The sequence below is a fragment of the Shewanella woodyi ATCC 51908 genome (assembly GCF_000019525.1).
In the GTDB taxonomy this organism is placed as follows: domain Bacteria; phylum Pseudomonadota; class Gammaproteobacteria; order Enterobacterales; family Shewanellaceae; genus Shewanella; species Shewanella woodyi.
The window spans coordinates 2,993,851-3,019,370 of sequence record NC_010506.1 but is presented as its reverse complement, the minus strand read 5'-3'; the positions used below and the strand labels follow the sequence as shown (position 1 = coordinate 3,019,370).

Here is a 25,520-nt window from a genome sequence, read left to right as displayed (position 1 = left end):
GCTAATAGCTATTAGATTATTTTATCGGCTCAGGCTGCATATCTAGGTTACCCTCAATACTCACTCGTGACTTACTGCCAACCAGCTTTTTAATATCTTCAATGGCAAGATATAGGCAAGGTATCAACATTAAGGTCACCACTGTGGCAAACAGGACACCAAAGGCGAGGGAGGTAGCCATTGGGATCACCATTTTCGCCTGCATACTGGTCTCAGTCATGATAGGCATCAGACCGATAAAGGTGGTTAAAGAGGTGAGCATGATGGCCCTGAAGCGTCGACAGCCCGCCTCCAGTACAGCTCGCTTCATCTCTATGCCCGCTTCTCTGGATTTATTGATGTAATCAACCATCACCAGTGAATCGTTCACCACGACACCTGCAGCTGCGATGATGCCAAATAGTGATAGGGCGCTTAAGTCGATCCCCATGATCATATGACCCAATACGGAACCTATTACACCGAATGGGATGACTGCCATTATCATAAAGGGCTGTGAGTAAGATTTAAGTGGAATAGCCAGTAAGCTGTAAATGATCAGTAGAGAGATAATAAAATCCCTTAGCTGTGTTTTAGCACTGTCCATCTGCTCTTGGATATTACCGGAGACTTCACTCTTAACCCTAGGGTACTTTTTAAGTAACTCTGGCATAAAGTTATCGCGGATCTCTTCAGCCAGTTTGAAGGGCTCTGCTTGATCGGCATCGACCGAAGCCCAAACATTAATGGTACGGTTACCATTCTCACGGCGTATCCCATTCACACCTTGAGTGACTTTAATCTCGGCAACTTCCGATAGAGGTACTTCGGCGCCTTGAGGAGTTAAAATCATCACTTCAGAGACCTGAGCAATCGAGTTACGCTGCTCCTCTGGGTAGCGAAGCATGACTTTAATCTCTTCACCATTTCGCAATATACGCTGGGCTTCAAGTCCGTAGAAGCTGTTGCCTACTTGAGATGCGATGTTGGCTAAGGTTAAACCGAGTCCATAAGCTTGCGGTTTTAGCTCAAATTGCACCTCTTTAGCGCTAGATTGTCGGCTATCGTTGACATCTCCGACGCCTTTAAGGGTATTGAGTTTGGCCTTGAGCTCCTTGGCTGCGGCAACCAGTTGTGCTTCATCCTTTCCTTCAAGACGGAAGCTGATGTCGCCATCATCTCGGCCTCCACCGAACAGGTTATCCTGTACATCGAAGGATTTCATCCCTGGGATCAGCGGCATCGCTTGTCGCCAAAGTTCGGCAAGCTCAAAGGTATCTAATGGTCTTATTTCAGGATCCACCAGCTTAGTCATCACTTCGGCTGAGGTACGCCCCCTGAGATCAACCTGCATATCAGAGACCATGCCTTGCCCATATTTCTCCTCTAAGCGCTTATCCACGTCATAAATTGCTTTCTCGATAGCTAAAGCTGCTGAGAGTGTTGCTTTCTCTGAAGCATCTACGTTCATCTCGAAGCTGACGCGCGGGAAGTCATGGGGGATCTTAGGTTGACCGACATAACGGATCATCCCACCTGTATAGAGGCCTGCGCAGATTAAAATGAAGCTAATAAACAGCATGATAATGGCGTAGCGATACTTTACAGCAATAGTAAGTGCTGGGCGGTAAACCTCTTTAATAAAATGCTGTAAGCCTCTATCAATCTTACCTTGGATGTAATTGACACCGATTCTCAACCAATCTAAAGGATTGCGAGAGCCAGGTTGTACTACTTTTTTCTGTTTCATTCTCGCCAAGTGAGCAGGCAAAATAAGTTTTGACTCCACTAAAGAGAAGATGAGACATAATATGACAACATAGCCAATCGCTTGTCCGAACGCAGAGGAGGGACCTTCACCAAGTGTGATAGGCAAGAAAGCTGCAATGGTGGTAAATACACCAAAGGTTGCAGGCATAGCAACACGCTTTACGCCTCGTATGACACTCTCTAAGCTTTGACCACTGCGCTCACACTCATCATGGGCGCTCTCTCCCATTACAATGGCATCATCGACGACAATACCTAATACCAAAATAAAGGCGAAGAGACTGATGACATTAACGGTTACGTCTATCATTCCCATTGGCATAAAGAGCAAGGTACCAAGGAAACAGACTGGTAGTCCCATCATGACCCAGAATGCGAGCCTAACGCGTAGGAAGAGGGCAAGCATCAAAAAGACTAAGACTGCGCCCGATTTCATACTGTCGAGCATGAGATCTAAGCGACCCTCTAGGTAGTAGGTCATATCAACCCAGGTTTCTAGTTTAAGGCCTTCAGGTAAAACCTCTTGCTTTTCGGTAACATATTTTTTTACCACATCGGCAACATCGGTCATGCTTTGATCGTTAGCTGCACCGATAAAGAAGGTGACAGAGTTTTTACCGTTGAATTTAGAGTGCTGTATTCCCTCTTCGAAGCCATCAATAACCGTGGCAATATCTCCAAGTAATACCGTTGTACCGTCATCTAAAGTAATGAGTGGCAGATTTTCAAACTCATAGCCCACGTAAGCTTGGTTTTGTACCCTGAGGTTAATGTAGCCATTCTCGGCGCGGATCTGGCCAGCTGACATGTTTCTTGAAAATCCACGCACCGCATTTGCTACGTCGTTAAAACTTAAGCCAAACTCTCTTAATCTGTCTTTACTTACCTCTATGGCGATTTCATAGCCAAGCCCGCTATAGAACTCAGTGATATTCACTAAGGGGAGTTGCATTAACTCATCATGAATGTTTTCACCTAACTCTTTTAGCTGTCTATGTGTCATATCCCCGTAAAGACTCATATAGAGTACCTCTTGACGGAGTTTTATGCGCTCAACCTTTGGTCTCTCCATGCCATCAGGAAAGCTTGAGATTGAATCAATTTCAGATTTAATCTCATCGAGAACGACTTGTGGATCGTATGAATCCTCAATTCGAAAATAACCACTGGCCGAGTTACGATTTGAATAAGTGATCACACGTTTTAGGCCTTGAACACTCTCCAGTGCTTCTTCAACCTTAATGGTGATCCCCTCTTCGACCTCCTGAGGCGCTGCGCCGGGATAGAAAGCATTAAACTCAACCCAGTTTATTTCAACTTGGGGGAAAAACTGTTTACGTATGGTGTCAGCTGTCAGTAATCCACCAAGAATGATGATGATCATGAGTAGGTTGGCGGCGACACTGTTTCTGGCAAACCAGGCAATGATCCCTCTTTCTGTATCTTCATGAGAGGGTGGAGTCGTGCCTTTTTTGTTGGTTACTGTCATGGATTACTCCTTCTCTTCCATGGCAAGTTGAGTATCAGACTCTTCACCTTCACTATTTTGCTGTAGTAACTTATCTTCAGGTAAGGCTAGCTTCATCCCTTCGACAGGATAATCCAACGCAGAGATGATCACCTCCATGTTTTGAGTCAAGCCATCTGATATCACGACCTCTGCGCCAGATTGACGGATCACGTTGACATCTTTATAGCGAAGCTTTTTATCGTCATCGAGTATGGCTATCTGGCCATTGATGACTAAGTGTCTTGGCATAACGACGACATCACCAGCATCAGTACCAGAAATATTAGCTGTTACATAGGTACCATATCTGAGCTCACTCTTATCGGACTGTAAACCGTATGGGTCAATGACTTCGGCAACTAAGTAGGTCATACGACTGCGACTGTCTATAACGCCTTCGCTTCGAACTATCTTTCCTGCCCACTCCTGTTTGCTGCCACCGAGATTGGCAACTAAAGTCACATCGGCATCTTTGCCTTTATTTACCAGATATTGGATCTCTTTATCTGCCAGAGGTAAACGGATCTCTGCTTTATGGGTGCTTAACACTTTTCCAAGTTTTGTTCCCATGCTTACGTAAGAGCCTAAGCCAATATTACGGCTCTCAATGAGTGCATCGTAAGGGGCTTTGATGATGGTTCGCTCTACATTACGTTTTGCGCGCTTAAGACCTGCTTCAGAGGAGTTTAGCTTGGCAAGCTCTTGAGCAAGTTGTGGTTTACGTAAACTCAACTCAGTAGGCACGCCATCTTTAATGCGTTTCCACTCCTCTTCGGCGACTTTACCAAACGCTTTCTCTTGGACTAATGTGGCGCGAGCCGACGCAAGTTTTGCTTCAGCATCAATGAGATCTGCGTCATAATCACTAGAGTCTATTCTGGCAAGGATATCGCCTTTTTTGACAAATCCACCGCGAACAAAGGTATCAGATAGAAAGACAATCTCCCCATTTACCTGAGAGACTAATTCTGTTTCATACTTTGCATTTACAACGCCGTATGAGTTTACCTTAAACGTCATTGGCTCAAGCTTTACCTGCTTTACGGCAACGAGTGGGGTGTTGTCTACTGCTTCTTTCTCTTCTGGCGGCTTTTTCAATGCTGAAATTGCTAAGAAACTTCCAATCCCTATTGAGATAACGGCAATAGGCAAAATAATCTGTTTTTTTGTAGCCACAAACACTTCCTCTTGTTGAAGCCTGTATTTTTTGTTTTACGACAATCTAAATTATTTGAATGACTTAGGTTGCCTATTCTATTAGGTGGATAAATAACTTCCGACGCTCACATGTTAATTGATGTGGGGGAATGTTACATCCGTATTGTGTAAATTTATGTGTCGTTTATATTTTTGACTAGGAGAGTGCTTAAAAGAGTGGCTATTTAATCTGTTATGTCAATGATTGCATGGGATGTAGATTATTAAGCGAAAAGGCTTATGTTATTGATCTGTATCAATCTGAGCCTGAATTGAGCTTGTTTGGTATTTTTTGTGTTATCAGAAACTGGCATGATGACTATACCCAGTCAAGGTTAATTAGAGTAAGGGTTAAGTATTCGAACCGTTATTAGCAGTTCTCGCTTAAGGACGATATATGAATGATTTAGACCATAGGCCCGGCGTTAAAGAGATAAATTTAGTAAGACGAAACCTCAAGTTGGAGGGGGTGACAGAAGATAACAGAGAGGCGATTATCTTAGAGATCGATACTCTAGTAGGGGTTGAGAGTGTCTCTTTTGATGCATCAACGGCGACGATTAATATGGCCTACGATGCGACGCATTGCGATCTCGATGGTATAGAGGCCTTGTTGCAAGCCCATGGCGCGGATACTTCACAGGGATTATGGACCAAAATTAAAGAGGGGTATTACAAATTTGTCGATCAAAACATCAAAGATAACGATGAACATGATCCTCATTGCTGTAATGCCATGCCAAAAGCACTGCCAGGTAGCCGCAAAAAGTAATCTATTTCGACCATGGGCATAAGAAAGAGTCGGTTTAGCACTGAGCTTTTAACTAACATTGAACTTTAGGCAGATCGTTCCAGCATGTGGTGTATTGGGGAGTCAGATATTGCCGTTTCATGCCCCATGTAGGAGAGCTTCCTTGTGCGGCCATAAAGAGAGAGTCTGGGCCATATTTTAGGTTTAGGCTGTCATAGACTTTCATTAAAGCGGGATCGACAGTTGGTGCAAAGAGGTCTTGCTGCAGATGCTTCTCATTGACGAGGTCGATTAAACCCACGCCAATTTTATAGTAGCGTACACCTGAGCGAAACTTTTCTGCAGCCACTTGGTTGGCTACTCGTGTGAGTTCCCCTGTGTCATTGGTGGGATAGGCGAAACGCTGTGTGTGTTTAAAGCTTGATGGTTTAGAGTCAAAAGGGGAGCTGGAGGCAAAAACGAGTAATACTGAGCACAAAGAGCCTTGGGCTCTTGCATTGCTGGTGGCGATGCCAATATGTGTGCTTAGGGCTTGCTGCAAAGCGTTAAGATCGGTGATCCTGTTTCCTACACTTCGAGTGGAGAAGATCTGCTGTTTATCAGCTCTGACTTGATCCCAACCTTTACAGATCTCCCCGTTAAGCTCGCGAACGGTACGCTCAACCTCTGTATTAAACTGCTTTTTCACTAGGCTAGGTGCCATCTGTGATAGCTCATAGGCATTTTTTACTCCCATCATATCAAGCTGTTTAGCCAGACGTCGTCCGATCCCCCATACATCTGAAGGGAGCATCTTAAGTAGGATCTCTTTTTGTTGGAATGGGTTATCCATTACGCAGACACCTTGGTATCCCTCCTGTTTTTTAGCAGCATGATTAGCGGCTTTTGCCAAGGTTAAGGTGGAGCCAATCCCAACGCTAACAGGCAAGCGAGTCTCCTTCCAAACTGCGCGTCTGATCTTATGTCCATGTTCTATTAAACAGGGAATAGCGGGGTAGCTACGCTCAAAAGAGAGAAAGGACTCATCTATGCTGTAGATATGTTGCTCTGGAGCAAATCGTCCAATCACCTCCATTAACCTGACCGAGAGGGAGCCATAGAGCTCGTAGTTTGAGCTCAGTGCAATAACCCCTAAGCGTTCACATTGAGCTTTTATCTTAAAGTAAGGTTCAAACTTGGGGATCCCGGACTCAACGGCTTGACGATTAGCTGCAACGATGCAACCGTCATTATTGGAAAGCACAATAATGGGACGTCCTCTCCACTCTGGCCTGAAAACTTGCTCAGCACTGCAATAAAAGGAGTTGGCATCGACGAGTGCAAACATGGTTATCTCTGTTTCAGTATATGGGCGGGGTTAAAAAAATTCATCATAAGTGGCATCGGTTAGAGCCTCCACCAGTAAACAGTGGACTTGCTCTGTGACAGCGTATTGAGCGGATCACAACTCCCTCTACAGAAAACTGATCATATTCATGTATGGTGACAACTTGATGTTCTTCGTTAGCTGAGAGTAGTAACTTTCTTTTGGTATCAATTATTTTGCAGACAAAAGAGCCATTATAGTTTGCAACAATGATGTCCTGGTTGGTGACGGTGACATGCCTGTCAACAATCAGAATATCTCCATCAAATATTCCAACACCTTGCATTGAGCTTCCGTTAGCCCGAGCGAGAAAGGTGGCGCTAGGGTGCTCAACTAGCAATTCATCTAAACTTAATTCAAGTTGTTTATAGTCTGCTGCTGGGCTTTCGAAACCTGTAATACCTGCGCTGGCAGAGATGGTGATAAGTTTCATAGGTGATAATTTACCGTGAACTGTGTTTTTATACAGTATTAGTTTAGCAGTAATCTTTACACTGGCAATCTTTTTCAGGAATTAGGGATTAATCAAGCGGTAAGATGCGACATTGCGCAGTTCTTTACAGTTAATCGTTTTCAAACCAAATGAATTTGGTAGAATAAAGCTGAATAATAGGAGAGTTATCAATGTCAGTTTATGTTGTGGGCCATAAGATCCCAGATTCAGATTCAATTTGTGGTGCAATTGCACTTGCTTACCTGAAAAATCAGATCGGTGAAGCTGCGATCGCGGCTCGTTTAGGTGAGTTGTCACCTGAAACAGCGTTTATTTTAGAGAAGTTTGGTTTTGAAGCACCAGAGTTTAAAACAAGCTATGCTGGTGAAGAGGTTTATATCGTCGATCACTCTGAGCTAACTCAGGCTCCGGACGATATTGCTGAAGCAACGATTGTTGGTATTGTCGACCATCATAAATTAGGCGACCTGACTACATCCACACCGCTCGAGTGCTGGATCCGTCCTGTAGGTTGCAGTAATACCATTATTAAGATGATGTATGATTTCCACAATGTAGAGATCCCACAAGATATCGCTGGTATCATGATGTGTGCCATCTTAAGCGATACGGTTATCTTCAAATCTCCAACCTGCACAACTGCTGATATTAAGTGTGTTGAAGCACTGGCTGAGATAGCTGGAATTGAAGATTTCAAAGCTGTTGGCATGGAGATGTTCAAGGTGAAATCTGCCGTTGAAGGTACACCAGCACGTGATCTGGTTATGCGTGATTTTAAAGACTTCAATATGAACGGCAATAAGATCGGTATTGGCCAACTTGAAGTCATTGACCTATCTGTGTTTGACGATATTAAAGCTGAGCTTGAAGCCGATATTGCGGCATTGAAAGCAGAAGGTGAGCGTCACAGCGTGATTTTATTGCTGACCGATATCATGAAAGAGGGCTCTGAACTACTTGTGGTGAGTGATGATTCAAACTTAATCGAACGCGCTTACGGTAAAGCATGTGAGAATGACAGAGTTTGGCTCGACGGTGTATTAAGCCGTAAGAAGCAGATCGTTCCTCAATTGCAGGAAGCATTAGCTTAAAGCATAAACCTGCTTAGTTAATGAATGAAAAGCCGAAACATCACTGTTTCGGCTTTTTTGATCTTATACTTTTTGCAATTAACCCTCTAATGTTTACACTCTTCAGGCTGTGAAGGCTTATCAAGCCTAAGTAGGTTTAAGCGAGATTGGGCCAGTCCAAAAATGGAATCGCTGGGGTGCTCAAGCTGACCCATAGTCGTAGTGCCATTGACGCCGCTATGTAAATTGGCGAGACCTGCGCTATATCCTGTTAAGATCTCAATAGCTTGGGTAACATGCTCAATGGCCCAGATATTAAATTGTCCCTTCTTGACCGCATCGACAATATCACTGCGTAACATCAGGTTCTGCACATTTGATTGCGGAATGATCACTCCTTGAGTGGAAGTGCGCCCCTTAATCACACAGACATCGAAGAAACCCTCTATCTTCTCGTTTACACCACCAATAGGCTGAGCTTCACCAAACTGATTCATTGAGCCTGTAATGGCGATATCTTGCCTAATAGGCAGTTCAGAGAAAGCGGAGATAATGGCACAAAGCTCTGCCATACTAGCGCTATCGCCATCTACGCCACCATAGGACTGCTCAAAAGTGATATGGGTTGTGAGTGGGATCTTTGCTGTTTTCCCCAGAATTGATGCCAGATACGCTGAGAGGATCATCACTCCTTTTGAGTGTATGCTGCCACCTAAATCGACCTTGCGTTCAATATCAAATACTTTGCCTTCGCCAAATGCTGTGGTTGCTGTAATGCGGTTAGGTGCACCAAATTGATGATTGGATGTGCTGATCACCGAGAGAGCATTGACCTGTCCTACCACATTATCTTGGGTACTTATCAGCGTTGTTCCGTTAACAAAGCTCTGCATGACGTTGTCTTTGAGGCGACAAACCCTAAGCTCATGATTATGTAGTGCCTGTTCAACATGACCGACTCGGATCATATTGGCATTGGCTGCACGGGCGCAGTAGTTAGACTCCCGCAGCAAGTTTGCAATGTCAGCCGAGTGGAGAGACAACTTATTTTGGTGATCAGCTTGGCGTGAACTAAACTCGATAATCCGCTTTATGGCATTTCTGTCGCAGTGCAGCATCTTATTATCGTGAACGATACTGGAGATAAACTGGGCATATTGAGCTTCAGATTTATCGGTTCTTGGCATCTCGTCCTCAAAGTCTGCAGTAACCCTAAAGAGCTCTCCGAACTCAGGATCATAGTGTTGCAGTAGTTGATAGGTCTGATAATCCCCAAATAGGATTATCTTCACGTCTAAGGGGATTGCTTCAGGATCGAGAGAGATAGTGCCAGAGAGTGTCACTTCACGCTCTAGAGAACTAAGGCTTAGCTTGCGTGAGCGCAGCGCACGTTTTAGGCCATCCCATACATAGGGCTGCTCCAGTACCTTAGCCGCATCTATCATTAAGACACCGCCATTGGCCTTATGCAGGCTGCCAGGACGGATCAGTGAGAAGTCAGAAAATATGGTGCCCTTAAAGGTCGCATTCTCTATATAACCAAAGATGCTGTGGTAGTTAGGCGTCTCTTCGATGACGATCGGCATCTTGCCTTCATCTTGATGGATCAATACATTGATCTGATAGCGGCGGGGCATCTTCTTAGCTAAGGAGGCGTAGGAGAGGGCTAGTTGCTCTTCGTTGTCCTCCAGAAAGAGATCTAAGTTATCTAAGATATCCGTGTGCATATTGGCAAGGTAGCTTTTGATTGACGCTTGGTCGCTATATTTCTCTTTTAGCTCGTCGGTTAAGTGTGATAACACATCTTGAGCAACAACTTCATCCTGCTTTTGCTGCTTATCTGTGTACTCCTCCTCCCAAACAGTGAACTGTCTGACAATCACTCTAAGCTTTGACTCAAGTTCAGTGATATTAGTCTCAAGCTGATTTTGCTCCTTGGGGGTGAGCGCAGCAAAACTCTCTTCGGTATAGGGCTCTTCGCCATTCATCGCCACAAGTTCATAACTGCCCTGAGGAGTGATGGTTAAACTCACATTAGATTCTTTAGCTTCAGTAGTGAGTCCTTGTAGTGCCGCTTCCTGTTTTCCGGCCAATAGACTTTTAAGTTTCTCGGCTCGTGAGTAGTACATTTCATTGTCAAAGGCTAGAGGCAAGGCTTTAACCAGACGCACCATAAGCTTTTCTACATCTTTCTTTAAACTAGTGCCCATACCTGCGGGCACTTTAAGCACTTTGGGCGTACGCGCTTCATCGAAGTTATTGACATAGCACCAATCGTAAAGCGTATGGCCATGACCATTCGGCTCATGACGATTGAGATAGCGCATTACCATAGTGCGCTTCCCTAAGCCATTACGGCCAATTGCATAGATGTTGTAGCCCTTGTCTTTCATTGACATGGCAAACTCAACAGCCTGCTGGGCACGCTCTTGACCCACAATTTCATCGAGTGGCGTTAGGTGTTTTGTTGACTTACATTCAGGCGCAAGGTTATTGAGAGTGGATTGACGGTAAAGCTGGTCACTGCTAAGAGGAGAACTAATCGGGAGTTTAGACATAGGGAGAACCTCGTATATGACTCTTGATGTTTTCAGTGTAGGCATGAAGATTTTAAATTTCAGTAGTTTATTTCAATTGTTAACCAATTTATTCACATTTAGAGTGTGATTGCTTACTTTATAAACAGTAGATGAGGTAAAAATGAAAATATAGAGAGTTTTGAGTCTGGTTTTGATTGTTTAGAGGGCTGTTTTTTCAGAAGTGCTGAGTAATTTGATCCATGAAGCCGATACAGCGCTTTATGAAGCTAAAAACCGTAATAGGAATAATGTCTGTATCTATTAACGTGAGCTATAAGAGTCGGAGTGATTGATAATGACTCGACACTCATTTTAAAGAGAGAAGCTCTTACTGCTTAATCTATCGTTACATTCTAGAGAGTAATCGGCTGTCCATAGAGAACTCTAGTTCAACCATACTGCTTAATAACTGATGGAAGTGAGGGTGGTTGATATTTAGCAGATAGTTATTCTCTCTCGCTACGATACTGGAAGGGACACAGAGCGCGAGACTGCTTTGGCTACAAAGCCACTCATCTCCTAGTTCTGCGGTTTCAGATGGTGCAGGGTCTTCCTGCCAGTTCTCCGGTAGAGCCTGAGTTTCGAGTAAGAGGATATCCTCCTCGCTTAAGGTGACAGAAAACAGAGCATATTGATTTATTTGTTGGGCATTTTCCAGGTGGACTAATACTTCCAGAATCGCCAGAGATTCAGAGCCTGCTAGGTACACACAGGATTGGCCGCGGCTATTCCAGCGTCCGCCATAAAGCCTAGCTCCTTCACCGTCAAAGGCATTGCTTGCCCATTTTTTTTTAACGATCCGGTAGCCGGTTATCACGCAAATACACCGTGTTCTAATCGGCCTATTAGGTTTAATACCGCTTCAGTTTCTGCAGAGGTAGACAGCATCTCAATAGGACGTTTGTTACCGAGACCACGTACCGGACTTTTAAGCCAGTTGGAGGCATCATGATTATTGCCTTCAAATAGATCCAAAGCGGATTTATAAACTTCAGCAAATCGGTATAGACGATCGCTCTCATCTTTATTGAATTTTCCCGCTTTAGCCCGACGCTGCAGTGTTGCGCTGGCGATAACTGTGGCATTAGCGAGTTCAGACTTTTCCAATCCAGATACTTTAGCCAGCTTAGCGTAAACTTCAAAAGGAAGCCCATTGTGCAAAGCTGTGTATAAACTGGCGCCGCGGGCTGGAACCCCGACTAATTGCCAGAAACTCATCACCTTTTTTGCTGAGCTGGTAGGGGTAAACACATTCATTGTTGTCATTGCTATAGCCCTCACTGATAGCGCCCTTATTAACATAAAGGCAAACTTATCCAGATAATTAACGCTTAACGGAAATATCATTTGATAGATTTAGTATATATCATTTGATAAAAAAGTGATACTTAATGACCAGAACATAGTCAATTTAGTGGGAAGGGCTTTGTTAATAGCGAAAGGGCTCATTCAATTGAGGGTGAGCCCTTAGATAAAGGTAAGATTAATAAACCACTATCTTGGTTGAATCGTTAGCGGGGCGAAGTGGGCATTGGCATTTCCGCCTGCACCTGAATGGTTGGTGTAGGTTTCCCCCTCTTGTAGCGTGTAGTACACATCTACATAGTCATCATCATTGGTAAACCAAGCATCGGGCATTGCGGCCAGAATACCATTGGTGATGGTAGCTATAATCGCAAAGCCTTGTACTTCAGGATCGGGAATGGCTTTTAAGATCTGCTCTGCAGCAAGCAGAAGCGCTGAGGCTAGCTCCTTGTAGTTTGTGCCGTCATCATGCTCCATTAACACAAGATCGGCCGCAGCCCAGCGGTAGCGTTCCCAATGTATCATTATCTGATTAGGGTAATATTGCGTGTCTGAATAATCCAGATAGGGCATCTCAATGATATCAAGCACTGGTTCATCACGGCTAGGATTCACTCCAGTCACAATCGCGTATATTTCAGCCTTACCTGAGATCCAAGGCTCCTGATCGTCCTGAAGGCTTATTCGTTTGAGAACCGTGGTTGAGATCGCTTGATCCTCTGAGCTGGTGGATAATGATTTGGATTGACGATGCCTAAGTGTTAATGATTCAGCTTTGCTTGGCCCTGTGCCTGCGGCAAAAGTCTTGCGCATAACTGCTAAACCTTCACTGATCACCGATTGTTTATCGAGGGCAATCACAACAACGGGCCTTTGAGGCAGCTGGTAAACATCGAGAAGATGAATGTTGCCATCGATATCATAGGCTTCAATATTTACCCACTGTTTATCATCCCCATCGGGCTCGAATGCAAAGAGTGGCGACTCTCCCTGTTGCCAAGCCTCTAACATACTGACATCAGCAAGACGAAACTGTACAAGGTTGTTGTCGATATCGCTGGTTCGATAACCAGAGCTAGGTGTATTACTTTTGGTATTGATTGAAAGACCTTTAGCTGTGCGGATCTTAACCTCTGCCTGATGTAACGTTTGGGCGTCAATCTTACTCTGCGTAAACACTTGATCTGCATCCATGGTTAACGAATATTGGTTAATGTTGGACTGAAGTACAGGTGCTATTTGCGTGTATTGTCGGCTGAGTTCAATGGCTATTTCGCGTTTTGCCTCCGCTACGCTATAGCCTTGGTTTATCTGCTGGAGCTCAGATGAGCCACTTAGGCCAAGCGGTTGAGCATTTACAGAGTAAGATGTGGCAGTGAATAAGGGCACCGTTAACATTAGCAAGCTTAAAGAAAGGTTTTTCATATCATTTCCTTATAAAAATCTTTTATGGACAGTATTGAACTGTTTTATGTTTGCTTTTGTCTGGTCCGACTTCATAAGAACACACTTAGAAAAGCATGTAAATGATATTTATTATCAATAAGAGGGTGAATATGCTGTCGGTTGCGTTTTAAAGGAGGGAAAAAGGAGTAAATCACTAAGGTGGGCAAGAGCGAGCTTGCTCTGATAGCGAGACTTAGTTAACCTGCCTATATTCATACTACTTAAATTAAGGTTCTCCATGACTCAATGCATCACTTGTATTAGAGCCAATCGCTGCCCTCCGCGCAGTTAACTCTGATAGGTGAACTAACGTTACTTTGGATTGTATTCGATAAGTCCACACTTATGGTTTCATCGTTAAGCTAGGTTAGTTGCACAACACAAGTTTATTCCTATGACGAAACGTCAGTTATCATCTAACTGGTGAGTGATAGGTGTTGCATAAGTTATTTTGAAGATGTTGATATCGAGAGGTATTAACTAACTTCTAATGGAACTGTTATGAATATAGATACCATTATATTGTTCGCGGGGATCGTTTTCCTCATTGCTATTATTCCTGGGCCTAACGCCTTACTCGTGCTCTTTACTGCATTGACTAAAAGTCGTATGCAGGCATTTAGTAATATAGCAGGCGTCAGCATTGGCTTTGTTGTCCATGCTTTTATCTCTGCACAGGGCTTGAGCTTGTTATTGAGCCAATCTACTTTTGCCTTTACCTTGTTTAAATGGCTTGGAGTCGGTTATCTGCTGTGGCTGGGGATAACAAATATACGTGCAGGTTTGAAAACCAAAATGCTCACTCTCCCTACTATGAAAACTGAGGCAGCAGGTAAGTCGCAAGCAAGGGAAGGGCTTATGGGGAACTTTATTAAGGGTTTTCTAACCAATATGCTTAACCCTAAAATCGTACTTTTCTATCTGTCGATATTCCCGCAATTTGTTTCACCTCAAACCGTGTTGGCTGACAGTATGTTATTGGGGGTAACCCAGGCCATTGTGGTTTCTGCTTGGTTTCTAGTGGTTATTTTACTGGCTGAGCAGTTTAAGGTATTTCTCACCAATGCAAAAACCGCCAAGTGGATGAACTATGCTGCAGGCAGTCTTTTTCTAGGTTTTGGGGCTAAACTCGCTACCGCTAAACTCTAGCTCGAAGAGAAAGTAAGGGAGCCATCTCTAAGGCTCCCTTTTATTATGAATTCGTTCTTTGCTGGTGGTTTTGACCACTGTCGATTTACATGCTTTCGATATTGATCCCCGTAGGGATAAGGTGCAATTGGGTTTGTATGTTAGGCGTAAAATAACTAAAATATTCGCTATTAATTTTTGACAAGATGTAACCGAATGACCACCGAGCTATCTACCCAGGAGTTTGTGACTCCTGAGACTTCATCCCTAGACCTTTATTTTATTTATGATTCTCACTGCCCTTGGAGCTACGCAACTACGCCTTTGGTCAATGCGCTAAGTGAAGCGTTTCCAGATATGAATCTCCACTTGCTGCATTGTGCCCATTTTAATGGCAGTGATGCTGCGGGTCAGGAGCAAGTTGATTCAGTATTAAAGCTAAGTGGTGTTAAGTTTGGCAGGGAGCATATTCGTTATGTTAATAGCCCTAAAAATGCAGTTAAAACGGCAAACTTGATGGCTTGGATGCAGAGTAAGCAACCTAAGAAGCTTCTACCTGTACTGAATGCACTACAGAAGGCTCATTTTGTCGAGGGCAATCCTTTAGATTCTAAGCATGACTTTAACGATATTGTTGAGCAGTTTAAGTTGTCGCCATCGAATAAGGTATTTAAGGATGAACTGAGTAGCGATGCTGAATTTGTGCTTGCTGATATTGCAGAGATTCAGACAATGATTGAAACCAATGCGTTTCCGGTATTGCTGATGATAGCCGATGAGCAGGGGATCTTTATCGATCACTCACAACATCTAGGCGCGCCTTTAGGTGTGGTTGAAGCGGTTAAAAAAGAGCTGTCTGCACTTTAAATTAGCTTGTCAATATTTAGTTTAAAGTCACTTCAAAGCCAGAGTTCAAAACTCTGGCTTTTTGTTATTCACTGCCTTTTGATATTGCTCGTGAGAGCTTGTTCTAGATGAATATTACTATCCCTAAAGTCTGGAACCTAGCCTAAACCTGATTCTACCTGTCTTGATCACGACACTTTATTAGTATAATAATTGACCATCTCAGGGGCTGCCTTACAAAATATCGGTAGTTGGAATTTTTACCGATTAAATTTGTTTACCTGCCTATGAGTCGCTCGATGAATGATCAGGATCTTTTGTCACATAAAAGGAAGTTTATGATGAATTTAAGAATCAAGAGCAGTGGAGAGGAGGTGAAAAGCCTTCAGGAGTTACTCACAGTACTCCATCTAAGCCCTGGACCAATTGATGGTGAATTTGGAGATAAAACGGAGGATGCCGTTTTACAATTTCAGGAACAACAGGGTTTATATGCCGATGGTGTTGTTGGAACTATCACTTGGAATGCGTTAAAAAAAGCGGCTGTGGTGCAGCTAGATGAACAAAACCAACCCTCAGTAGAATCAGATAGACTAATGAGTTGGCAACGGGTTGCAGCAGATCCTTATCAAGACGGCTATAACCGATTTTATCTGCGTGAAGATGCTGCAAAGGCTTACCTTCGCGTCTATGAGAAAGTGAAGCAAGCGGGGGGCTTGTTGACGAGTTCTGGTGCTCGACGCGCGCTTAATGCCGAAGTTAATCCATCACGCAGCGCGACCTCTTTTCATTACACAGGTCGAGCGTTAGATCTCTTTGTCGGCAGCGGAATGAAAAAAACCAAAACCGATCCCTTTATCATCTCCTCTGATGGCGATAGGTTATGGCGTGTGTATGCCCGAGCCGAGGAGGGGGAGCAGATGGATATAGAAGCGATCACTTATGATTCTAGACAGAGAGGAAAGTTAGTGACTGGTCGGTTTGTTGATCTGACATCCCTGTTTAAAGAGGAGGGGTTTGAGCGGATCCGTGCTCGGCGCTCTTTTTTTAAGGGTGGAAGCTGGTTAGGTGCTGAGTGGTGGCACTTTCAATATGAGGAGGGGTTGGAAAAGGGGAAGTCAACGTTTGGTAATGAACTCTTAAAAGTCTACCGTGAACAGACCCTAAATTTGACACCTGTATGGCAATATCGACACTATATTTTTGGAGATAAGTGGAATTAATCCAACGTTTTACTTTATCTTATGGGAATAGATAAGGAGTTCGATATGAGACTGTATAAATACCGCGGTTTTGAAAACCTAGAATTTGCACTGGATATATTTATTAACCAGCGTCTGTTTGCGGCAGATTTTAAGTCTCTTAACGATCCTATGGAGGGGCGTTATATCTATTCCAAAGGGATGTTGTCTAAAGAGGAGATATCAAGGATCCGTGGGCGAAAGTCTGAATTTAAAATTCTCTCCTTGAGCGAAACCGCTGTCAATATGTTGATGTGGTCTTATTACTGCGAGGGTCATAAAGGTTTTGCTGTGGGTGTGGAAGTATTAGATCAAGGTGTCTCTATTGAACCTGTTACTTATGTGGACGATCTAAAACTGGATAAAGAGGAGGGGGGCGATATCGCAAAAGCCATACTCACGAAAAAGTTGAAACTGTGGTCCCATGAGAGAGAACATCGAGTCTTTGCTCAAGGTTCGCCCTTTGTAGCTGTAAAAGTAAAGGAGTTGGTATTTGGTATTAATACCGAATCAAGACAGAGTGAGTTACTCACTGCTATTGCGAAAAAGTTTTGCCCTGGAATTACCATTCGCCAATTAGTGCGTACAGACATTGAAACAGGTGAGTTGGATGAATATGAGATATAACAACAATAATGGATGAATATGATGAGCAGTGAAAAAAAGGAAGCAAAGAGAGAGACAAAGTACAGCCGTTTATGGGGAGTCCTTGTGGTGCTGGTCATCTCGTTTGTGGCTTGGAAAGTTCAGCCTATCAGTTTGAAGATAGAAGATCCCGTTGAAAAGGCTGCATCACTCTTAGGTACATTGATCTTCTTATCACTCTTTGTTGAAAGGGCCATTGAAGTGTTTCTCTCAGCATGGAGAAGTGCGGGCGCCGATGAACTAGACAGAGAGATTGCGATAAGAATGCTCGCAGTGGAGAAATATCTTCAATCACAGCCAGATAAGCTTGCTGCTGAAGAGTCTTCCCAATACAAGAGTTTATCGACAAGTCTTGAGGAGATAGAGAAAGAGAGAGCCGAATACAGAGCGGGTTCACGGTTTATCTCCCAGTGGTTGGGTCTTGGAATGGGAATGATGATCGCCTTTATTGGGATCAGAATTATAGGCACGATTGTTAATGTTGAGCAGGCAAATCTTGAGGGATATCAAGCTGCGCTCTTCTTAATTATCGATATTATCTTTACCGGTGCAGTTTTAGCTGGTGGCTCAGACTCAATCAACAAGATAATGAAGGTCTATAACAGTGTGATGGCCAAGACGGTTAAGCAGGCGAGCTAATACCAATCAGTGTCAGCTGTTAACAAAAAAATAGCTCCATTAAGGAGCTATTTTTTATGTGGCTGTAACCCAATCAGCATAAAGGTGTTAGATCACTGTGAGCACATCTTGCATCGCTAAGCGGGATTTTGGCAGTGCAGCATTGTAATCCTCCTCTGAGTGATGGTAGCCAGCTGCGAGGGCGACTTCACACACAAAGCCATCTAGCTCTGCTTTAAATATCTCACCAATTAGCTCACTGTCAACGCCCTCCATTGGGGTTGAATCAATGCCCAAACGAGCCAATACATGCATGGTGTTACCTAGTGCTAAGTAGGTCTGGGATTTTGTCCATGCAGCGTTGTTACCGTTAGCGTCAGTATTTAGCTCGGCAAAAGCATAACCGCCAAATGCTTGCTCTCGATCTTGTGGTTTAGTACGTCCATCCTCAATCCCTTTATCGACCACATTGGCATAATCATTACGAGTATAACTCGGGTTATGGGCAAACAGTATGATGTGAGAGGCCGCTTTAATATGAGGTTGATTAAACTGATATTTATTTGCGAACGTTTCATGCATTCGCTGCTTGGCCTCAACACTTTCAATCACGATAAACTTCCATGGCTGAGAGTTGATAGATGAAGCTGATAGGCGCATCGCCTCATAGATAATCTCAAGAACGCTCTGTGAGATACGCTTTGAAGCATCGTACTTTTTTGCTGTGTGGCGCTGGTTAAGGTCTTTAATAATAGGGTGAGTCATAACTTTTCCATTCATTTATCATTTCTATGATGAGCTATCTCTTTGACAGCTCTTTCATACTTCATTGGTTGTACTATTGTCTGTTGATTTAAGCTATCTGGGTCATCTCACTGAGAGTAAATTGCTCAACACAATCTTGTGTTTCAGCGATATAGGTCTCTATATGTGCACTGCTCATATGCTGTTGCCATAACTCTCTTGATGTCCAGTTTTCATAGAACATAAAATGAGCAGGGTTTTCATTATCTTGATGAAGGTCGTAATTGACGCAACCCGCTTCAGCGCGAGTGAGTTCAATGAGCTTAAGCAGGGCAGTTTTCACCTGTTGAATCTTGCCAGGTTTTGCGATGATGTTTGCCTGAATGGTTAAGTTTGCCATTGTTTCATCCTCAATAATGGGTGAGAGCGCACACTCTTTGTCGTCGATGCAGAGAGTTTAGGTCTAATGTAGTTAATTAAAAATAGGCTAATAAAAGAATCTTTATCAAAAAAATATTGATAATAATTAAGGCTACTTCTCCCAATAAGGGGTTTCGCCAAAATGCTCACTTAAAAAGTCAATTAACATACGTACCTTCTTGGGCAGGTAACGGTTTTGCGGGTATACAGCATAAGCTTTCATTTGAGCTAGTTGGTAATTTTGCATCACAGATTCAAGTGTCCCGTTAGCAAGCTCTTGCCAAACGATAAAGCGAGGTAGAAAAGCGATCCCATGACCTGAAACCGCCATGGCTTTTAAAAAGTCTCCGTTGTTGGCGATACAGTGACTCTCCATTGGCACGGTGAACTTTTTATTGTCTTTATCGGTAAGCTCGATGCCTGCGAGCGGCATTCGTGAGTAGCGTAGCAGTGAGTGACTTTTTAACTGCTCAGGCGTTGAGGGACTGCCGTTGAGCGCTAAATATTCAGGGCTAGCGCACAAAATGTGACTGATAGGCGCGATGGCGCGAGCGTGCATACTTGAGTCAGCTAAGGTACCGATACGAATGGCAAGATCAAACCCCTCTTCGACGAGATCGATATAGCGGTCTGAAAAATCGAGATCCATCTGCAAACTAGGATGCTGCTTTGCAAATAGCTCTAACGCTTTGACTAAATGTACGACACCAAATGAGAGAGGCACCGCAAGCTTCAAGGCACCATTTAAACTCTGTTGAACAGAGGATATTTGACAATTAAGATCGTCGACCTCCTCTAAGATCAATTTACATTTCTGGTAGTAGGCATTACCCGCTTCAGTGAGGCTAGATTTACGGGTTGTACGGTTAATGAGCTTGACGCTTAGCTGCTTCTCTATCTCTGATAGCCGCTTACTGACTGCCGACTTAGCGAGGTTGAGCTGCTCTGCAGCCTTAGTGATCCCACCGGTCTCAACGACCTTGATAAAGATCTGCATATTTTCTAACTGACCCATAGCTCATCCATTCCTACTTATAGTTTCTCAGTAGACTAGCAAGTTTGTTCTCATACCGCGAACAATCTGTGCACATATTTACTGTTTATTCATTATAGGGGAGTGGTTAATCTGCATAACAACACATTAACTGGGAGTTGAAGATGGGATTATTAGTAGAGGGTAAATGGCAGGACACTTGGTATGACACTCAATCTACCGGTGGCAAGTTTGAACGTAAAGCATCGAGTTTTAGAAACTGGATCACCAAAGATGGCTCAGCGGGACCTTCTGGTATCGGTGGCTTTAAGGCGGAGGCGGATCGTTACCATCTTTATGTGTCTCTGGCCTGTCCTTGGGCTCATCGCACCATTATCTACCGCACACTGAAGGGGCTGGATAAGATGATCTCCATGTCAGTTGTGAATGCGTTTATGGGCGAGGAAGGCTGGAGTTTTGAACCTGGTGAAGGCGTGGTGCCCGATCCGATATTAGGAGCCAAGTATGCCCATCAGCTCTATACAGAGGCGGATCCTAACTATACAGGTAGAGTGACGGTGCCCATTTTATGGGACAAGCACACTCACACTATTGTCAGTAATGAGTCGGCGGAGATCATCCGTATGTTTAATTCGGCCTTTGATGAGGTTGGTGCAACTGCGCTAGATTTTGCTCCCGAGAGCCTGATCAGGGAGATAGATCAGATGAACGATTATATCTATCCCAATATCAACAATGGTGTTTATCGAGCGGGATTTGCCACAACACAACACGCTTATGACGATGCGGTCGATGAAGTCTTCACTGCGCTAGATACCTTAGAGAGCAGACTAGAGAGTCAAAGATACCTGATAGGTGATGAGATCACAGAAGCAGATTGGCGGCTTTTTACTACCTTAGTTCGCTTCGATCCTGTGTATGTGGGCCACTTTAAGTGTAATAAAAAGCGCATTGTCGATTACCCCAATTTGTGGGGATATTTGAGGGATCTCTATCAGCAACCAGGTATTGCCAACACTGTTGATATCCCCTACATCAAGGCGCATTACTACGGAAGTCATGAATCGATAAACCCGACACGAATTGTGCCAAAAGGGCCGTTAGTGGATTTCACCACAGAACATCACAGAGAGAAACTCTCAGAAAAATAGGGCTGAAAGGTATGGGAAAGTTAATAGAGGGGAAGTGGTTTACCGATCCTCAAGTAGAGGCATTTGAGAAGCAGCAATACCAAGAAAACCAAGGACGTTTTGAGCGTGGCAGCGCCAAATTTCGAAACTGGATCACAAAAGATGGCAGTGCGGGGCCAAGTGGAATTGGTGGGTTTAAAGCCGAGGCTGGACGTTACCACCTGTTTGCAGCTTTAAACTGTCCTTGGGCCCACAGGACACTTATCTATCGCAGCATAAAAGGCTTAGAGGAGGTGATCAGCTGCTCACTTGTAAAACCACTTAGGAGCGATCAAGGCTGGGTGTTTGATGGTTCAGGACGCTTTAGCGATGAGTTGTATCACTTGGAGAATATGCACTCACTCTACAGTTTAGCGGCGCCAGACTATACAGGCAGGGTCACAGTGCCTGTTTTGTGGGATAAGCAGCAAAAGAGCATTGTTAGCACTGAGTCTTCTGAGATTATTCGGATGTTTAATCAATCGTTTAATCAAATTACCAACAACAAGGAGGATTACTATCCAGCGCCATTAGCAGTGCAGATTGATGAGCTTAACGAGTTTATCTACAGCAATCTCAACAATGGCGTCTATCAAGCGGGTTTTGCTCGTGAGCAGCAAGCCTATGATGAAGCTGTCACTAAGGTCTTTATGGCTTTAGAGACATTGGAGCAGCGATTAGCACAGGGTCCATACCTCTTAGGAGAGCAAGTGACTGAAGCGGATTGGCGACTGTTGCCGACGCTAGTGCGCTTTGATGTGGGTTATTACAGCGCATTTAAATGCAATATAAAGGCGATACGGGATTATCCAAATCTCTCCCGTTATCTAACAAGGCTAGTTGAGTATCCTGGCGTGGCACACACCATAGATCTGGATGTGTATCGTAAAGGCTATCACTCAAAAAGCCCATTAAGAAACCCTCACGGTATCGTGCCTGTGGGGATGTCATCGACATTTTAGACACTTTTACCTAGCTAGAGACTAGCTAACAGATAAAGAGGCAGTTATGAGAAATATCAATAATAGCATTCAATCATCAGCAGAATTAACTGCTTTTGTTAATCACGAGATGCGACAAGATGGTCGCTATCACCCAAATCTAGGAGGGGTAACACGAAGTGGAATGGCGAATCACTTTCCTATGACGATCATGAGCTTAGCAGCACTTGGAGGCAGTGATACTGATATCAAACGATTTAAAAGTCACTGGCCAGCATCAAGGTATAGAAGCTTGATTGAAGATCTGGGGCTAAGAGATACCGATTCAGTTACCCTGAATAATTGGCCAGATTATTTAGGGAAAGCTGAGTTTTTAATTGAATTTAAACGGGTTTTTTTAGAGGGGCTCACTAATCTAGGCGCTGAGCGATTTATACATCACGCACTTAATATCATGGCTGATTCACTGCCGATGGGCTTGTTTCATCCTTTAATCAAATTAAGTTTCGCCAGGATGCAGGGCGATGATGCCCTGATAGCCGATGCATTGGCCTATTTTGCCATTCGCTATCAAGACCTTTACGGCGAGCTGGGCTCGATGAAAACAGATGAAGCCTCGAGTATTGATGTTAGTGATGTTAGTGATGTTAGTGATGGTCAGGATGCGCTACTTACATCCTGGGGCAGAGCCGCCCTTAAAGTTGAGAGTGGAGAGGTCAAGCTGTCAACTTCAGGGGCGAGTTTACCCGTTAGTGAAACACTATGTGGCTCTAGTACTGTGCATCAGCTGGCTCTTAATCAAGGCTTTTCGATCACTGAAGCAAACTTTTCTTGCCAGATAGCAGAGATCTGTAAAGCAGCCGCTGCACTGTATCTCTATGAACCTGCTCTGACTACGTTGCACGCCGTCACCTCGGCTCAAGCGTTAGTGGATCTGACATTATCGTTACAAAATAGCGATCGTAAATTGGCAGTAAAGTTGTGGCAAAGGTATTGGATCTGGCTAACGGGCCTCTATCTGGAGAAAGGCGCACCTAAGCTTACCTTCTCTGGCGTTTATTCAGCTGCAGATCTGCTACCAGACTGGAACAGTCTTGCTAAAACAGCGGTTAAGATTGATGAGGTTCATGAGATCAAGATGGTATTTTCGTGTAAGTGGCTGGCGCAAAATTTAGAAGATCATGAGATCTATCGTATTGTCGCTAGTCAAGTTTTAGCTGAGTATGAGTAATACAGAGCAAAACACCTGAGCCAAGAGAGTCCCCATTTTTAACTGGAACTTTTTTGGCTTAAGAAAAATAAAGGAGTAAACAATGACCACAAAACTTATAGCAGGCGCTTCTTTTCCCTCTATTGAGTTGCTATCAATAAATGATGGAAAAGTAACCCTAGGTAAGCCCCAAAATGGCGCTGATTGGCAGATGGTAATAGTGTATCGCGGTAAACATTGTCCCTTGTGCACTCGTTACCTTAATGAAGTTGAAAAACTCAAACTTGAGTTTCTTAAACTTGGTGTCGATATTATTGCTGTCTCTGCTGATAGTCTAGAGCAGGCAAGGACTCACATTGAGCAACTAGATGTGAGTTATCCGATAGCTTATGGGCTCACGGTTGCTCAGATGCAGCAGCTTGGATTGTATATCTCTAACCCTCGCTCGGCTCAGGAAACAGATCATCCATTTGCAGAGCCAGGTCTATTCGTAGTCAATGAAAAGGGGCTGGCTCAGGTGATAGATATTTCCAATGGGCCATTTGTCCGTCCTGAGTTAGGTGCGTTGCTTTCTGGACTTGGATTTATTAGAAATCCTGAAAATAATTACCCGATCCGTGGTACTTATTCCTAGGTTAAAACTTTGCTTATCAAGATTAAACGCCAATTTCGATGTTGATAAGTATGATAATTTTTGGAGCTGTTCATACTACTTAACTTTGTATAAAGAAGTTTATAAGCAGAGTGTGATTAGCCTTTAAATTAAGGCTAATCACATTAATAACAGATTGCTTATGTTGATAAAGTTACCACTATCTGTTGTTTGAATCGTCGTAACTACAGGGCTCGCTAGCGACTAGTACTTTATTACTTGTCACTTGACCAGAATTAAACACTGAACCAGTACATTGATTAATTACCTGCTCACCAACAACAGTTGAGCCTGACATGTAAACGTATTCTAGAATCCATTTATCCTGTTTTCCAGCATAGGCAGTGAAAGCGGCACTTAAAGCACCTGTAGTTACTAATGTGGCAATTGCTACTTTCTTGATAAGTTTACTCATGATTTATTTCTTCCTTTAATAAATACTATGGTTTTATAACTACTTAGGGACAGCCTAAATTAGTTATGTTAAATAAGTTATATAAACCGAAAGCCTGTTACATCCTGTATATAACTTTTCAGATTCTAATGATGTGTTGAAAAAATGTATATACTTTTTTTATGGTTCAATAATAAGTACTTTTTTAAGTTACTAAATGATGGTGGCTAGTGAATCTAACTCAAGATGACTTTTTTAGATCTTGGGTAGTCGGTGGGGAATGTATCCCATTTGCTATTGCACAAGGTGAATAATGTGGATGGAATCGACGTTAACCAAGTATGCATAGATTTTTGTGTGCCGAATAAAAGCAGTAATGAAGATTTTCTATGTCATGATTTATTGGATGTTGATTATTTAGCTTTTGAAAAAATTAGTGGCATATGGGGAATCTACACTTTCATCTTACTTATCTAATCCTAAAGGTTCTATACAGCGTTTAAATACTTTAATGGGTGACGACAGTTGGATAGCTTTACTCGATATTTCTTGCTCTATCTCTGGTAGCTTGTCAATTAGTAGCCAGTATTACAACAGAGTAAAGTCATTTGAATTAGCTTCGCACTTTTGCTAGGTGTATAACTTTGATTTTGATTCAAAAATGGAAGGTTTGTTACAGAACTCAGGATTTGAAGTTGTTTATGTTAATAATGATGTAAATGATCCTGAACTTAACTTTTCAAGGGGGCATCAGATGAAATTGTTGAAGCAGGGTCGGCAAGGATGGATTGAAAGGGCTAAGAAATATACATTGGGAATGTGTATTCAGGTTTTTCCAATGAGCTACTTTTAAGCATTTGTACTGATACTCATGACAAAAGAGGCAACGTTAAGTTTGTTATAGCAAAAAGATAACAAATCATTTCAGCAAGTCACCTCTCTAGAGAAATAATCCAAACATATGCATGTGAAGTAAACCGTTTGAGCATTAATTAGTTATTTCTTATTGATTAACCTTTGAGCTAGTAGTAGTTTTAATAGGCTATTAATCAGAAGCATACGTGCGATCTAGATTAAGCCTGTCTAAAACC

At 43.2% G+C, this 25,520-nt stretch carries 23 protein-coding genes; 11 read left to right on the top strand and 12 right to left on the bottom strand.

Annotated elements, in window-relative coordinates:
* Positions 1-16: 16 nt before the first annotated feature.
* Entirely contained in the window at positions 17-3,238 is a 3,222-nt protein-coding gene (locus SWOO_RS12635) for an efflux RND transporter permease subunit (protein ID WP_012325088.1), read from the bottom strand.
* A gap of 3 nt (positions 3,239-3,241) precedes the next feature.
* Positions 3,242-4,435, bottom strand: coding sequence for an efflux RND transporter periplasmic adaptor subunit (locus SWOO_RS12630; RefSeq protein ID WP_012325087.1), 1,194 nt, complete (start codon positions 4,433-4,435; stop codon positions 3,242-3,244).
* Between the two features lie 418 nt (positions 4,436-4,853).
* On the opposite strand from SWOO_RS12630, the gene SWOO_RS12625 reads away from it, so the two are divergent.
* Positions 4,854-5,228, top strand: coding sequence for a hypothetical protein (locus SWOO_RS12625; RefSeq protein WP_012325086.1), 375 nt, complete (start codon positions 4,854-4,856; stop codon positions 5,226-5,228).
* A gap of 52 nt (positions 5,229-5,280) precedes the next feature.
* Here SWOO_RS12625 and SWOO_RS12620 read toward each other — a convergent pair whose 3' ends face one another.
* Positions 5,281-6,534: a Y-family DNA polymerase gene (locus SWOO_RS12620; protein WP_012325085.1), complete on the bottom strand. Its 1,254-nt coding sequence runs from the start codon at positions 6,532-6,534 to the stop codon at positions 5,281-5,283.
* Between the two features lie 43 nt (positions 6,535-6,577).
* Positions 6,578-7,006, bottom strand: a complete 429-nt coding sequence (locus SWOO_RS12615) for a LexA family protein (RefSeq protein WP_012325084.1) — start codon at positions 7,004-7,006, stop codon at positions 6,578-6,580.
* Between the two features lie 191 nt (positions 7,007-7,197).
* Between SWOO_RS12615 and SWOO_RS12610 the strand changes: the two genes are divergently transcribed.
* Entirely contained in the window at positions 7,198-8,118 is a 921-nt protein-coding gene (locus tag SWOO_RS12610) for a manganese-dependent inorganic pyrophosphatase (RefSeq protein WP_012325083.1), read from the top strand.
* An 86-nt stretch (positions 8,119-8,204) separates the two neighbouring features.
* Here SWOO_RS12610 and SWOO_RS12605 read toward each other — a convergent pair whose 3' ends face one another.
* The 4 genes from SWOO_RS12605 to SWOO_RS12590 form a co-directional block, all read right to left on the bottom strand.
* On the bottom strand, positions 8,205-10,655 hold the full coding sequence (locus SWOO_RS12605; protein WP_012325082.1) for a Lon protease family protein: 2,451 nt from the start codon (positions 10,653-10,655) through the stop codon (positions 8,205-8,207).
* A 367-nt stretch (positions 10,656-11,022) separates the two neighbouring features.
* Positions 11,023-11,493 (bottom strand): RES family NAD+ phosphorylase, encoded by a 471-nt coding sequence (locus SWOO_RS12600; protein WP_012325081.1) that lies wholly within the window; start codon positions 11,491-11,493, stop codon positions 11,023-11,025.
* Positions 11,490-11,942, bottom strand: a complete 453-nt coding sequence (parS, locus tag SWOO_RS12595) for a type II RES/Xre toxin-antitoxin system antitoxin (RefSeq protein WP_012325080.1) — start codon at positions 11,940-11,942, stop codon at positions 11,490-11,492. The genes SWOO_RS12600 and parS overlap by 4 nt, the downstream gene beginning before the upstream one ends.
* Before the next feature lie 228 nt (positions 11,943-12,170).
* Positions 12,171-13,406 (bottom strand): DUF3103 family protein, encoded by a 1,236-nt coding sequence (locus SWOO_RS12590; RefSeq protein WP_012325079.1) that lies wholly within the window; start codon positions 13,404-13,406, stop codon positions 12,171-12,173.
* 522 nt (positions 13,407-13,928) lie between these two features.
* Between SWOO_RS12590 and SWOO_RS12585 the strand changes: the two genes are divergently transcribed.
* From SWOO_RS12585 to SWOO_RS12565, 5 genes are all read left to right on the top strand, one after another.
* Positions 13,929-14,576, top strand: a complete 648-nt coding sequence (locus tag SWOO_RS12585; RefSeq protein ID WP_012325078.1) for a LysE family translocator — start codon at positions 13,929-13,931, stop codon at positions 14,574-14,576.
* A 195-nt stretch (positions 14,577-14,771) separates the two neighbouring features.
* Complete coding sequence (locus tag SWOO_RS12580; protein WP_012325077.1) at positions 14,772-15,422, top strand: protein disulfide-isomerase; 651 nt, start codon at positions 14,772-14,774, stop codon at positions 15,420-15,422.
* Between the two features lie 317 nt (positions 15,423-15,739).
* On the top strand, positions 15,740-16,624 hold the full coding sequence (locus SWOO_RS12575; RefSeq protein WP_012325076.1) for a peptidoglycan-binding domain-containing protein: 885 nt from the start codon (positions 15,740-15,742) through the stop codon (positions 16,622-16,624).
* 45 nt (positions 16,625-16,669) lie between these two features.
* Complete coding sequence (locus SWOO_RS12570; RefSeq protein WP_012325075.1) at positions 16,670-17,269, top strand: DUF2971 domain-containing protein; 600 nt, start codon at positions 16,670-16,672, stop codon at positions 17,267-17,269.
* A gap of 18 nt (positions 17,270-17,287) precedes the next feature.
* Entirely contained in the window at positions 17,288-17,926 is a 639-nt protein-coding gene (locus SWOO_RS12565; RefSeq protein WP_012325074.1) for a hypothetical protein, read from the top strand.
* 87 nt (positions 17,927-18,013) lie between these two features.
* Here the strand turns inward: SWOO_RS12565 and SWOO_RS12560 are convergent, their stop codons facing one another.
* The 3 genes from SWOO_RS12560 to SWOO_RS12550 all read right to left on the bottom strand — a co-directional run bounded on the left by SWOO_RS12560 (position 18,014) and on the right by SWOO_RS12550 (position 20,084).
* A complete protein-coding gene (locus SWOO_RS12560; protein WP_012325073.1) occupies positions 18,014-18,670 on the bottom strand; it encodes an NAD(P)H-dependent oxidoreductase in 657 nt (218 codons plus the stop codon).
* Between the two features lie 88 nt (positions 18,671-18,758).
* Positions 18,759-19,049: a putative quinol monooxygenase gene (locus SWOO_RS12555; RefSeq protein ID WP_012325072.1), complete on the bottom strand. Its 291-nt coding sequence runs from the start codon at positions 19,047-19,049 to the stop codon at positions 18,759-18,761.
* Positions 19,050-19,181: 132 nt separating this feature from the next.
* Entirely contained in the window at positions 19,182-20,084 is a 903-nt protein-coding gene (locus tag SWOO_RS12550; RefSeq protein WP_012325071.1) for a LysR family transcriptional regulator, read from the bottom strand.
* A 143-nt stretch (positions 20,085-20,227) separates the two neighbouring features.
* Here SWOO_RS12550 and SWOO_RS12545 point away from each other — a divergent pair, with 143 nt between their 5' ends.
* The 4 genes from SWOO_RS12545 to SWOO_RS12530 all read left to right on the top strand — a co-directional run bounded on the left by SWOO_RS12545 (position 20,228) and on the right by SWOO_RS12530 (position 24,017).
* Positions 20,228-21,214, top strand: a complete 987-nt coding sequence (locus tag SWOO_RS12545; RefSeq protein WP_012325070.1) for a glutathione S-transferase family protein — start codon at positions 20,228-20,230, stop codon at positions 21,212-21,214.
* Between the two features lie 11 nt (positions 21,215-21,225).
* A complete protein-coding gene (locus tag SWOO_RS12540) occupies positions 21,226-22,194 on the top strand; it encodes a glutathione S-transferase family protein (RefSeq protein ID WP_012325069.1) in 969 nt (322 codons plus the stop codon).
* Positions 22,195-22,240: 46 nt separating this feature from the next.
* Positions 22,241-23,404 (top strand): questin oxidase family protein, encoded by a 1,164-nt coding sequence (locus SWOO_RS12535; protein ID WP_012325068.1) that lies wholly within the window; start codon positions 22,241-22,243, stop codon positions 23,402-23,404.
* A gap of 82 nt (positions 23,405-23,486) precedes the next feature.
* Entirely contained in the window at positions 23,487-24,017 is a 531-nt protein-coding gene (locus SWOO_RS12530; protein WP_012325067.1) for a peroxiredoxin-like family protein, read from the top strand.
* A gap of 178 nt (positions 24,018-24,195) precedes the next feature.
* Here the strand turns inward: SWOO_RS12530 and SWOO_RS12525 are convergent, their stop codons facing one another.
* Complete coding sequence (locus SWOO_RS12525; protein WP_012325066.1) at positions 24,196-24,450, bottom strand: hypothetical protein; 255 nt, start codon at positions 24,448-24,450, stop codon at positions 24,196-24,198.
* Positions 24,451-25,520 lie beyond the last annotated feature (1,070 nt).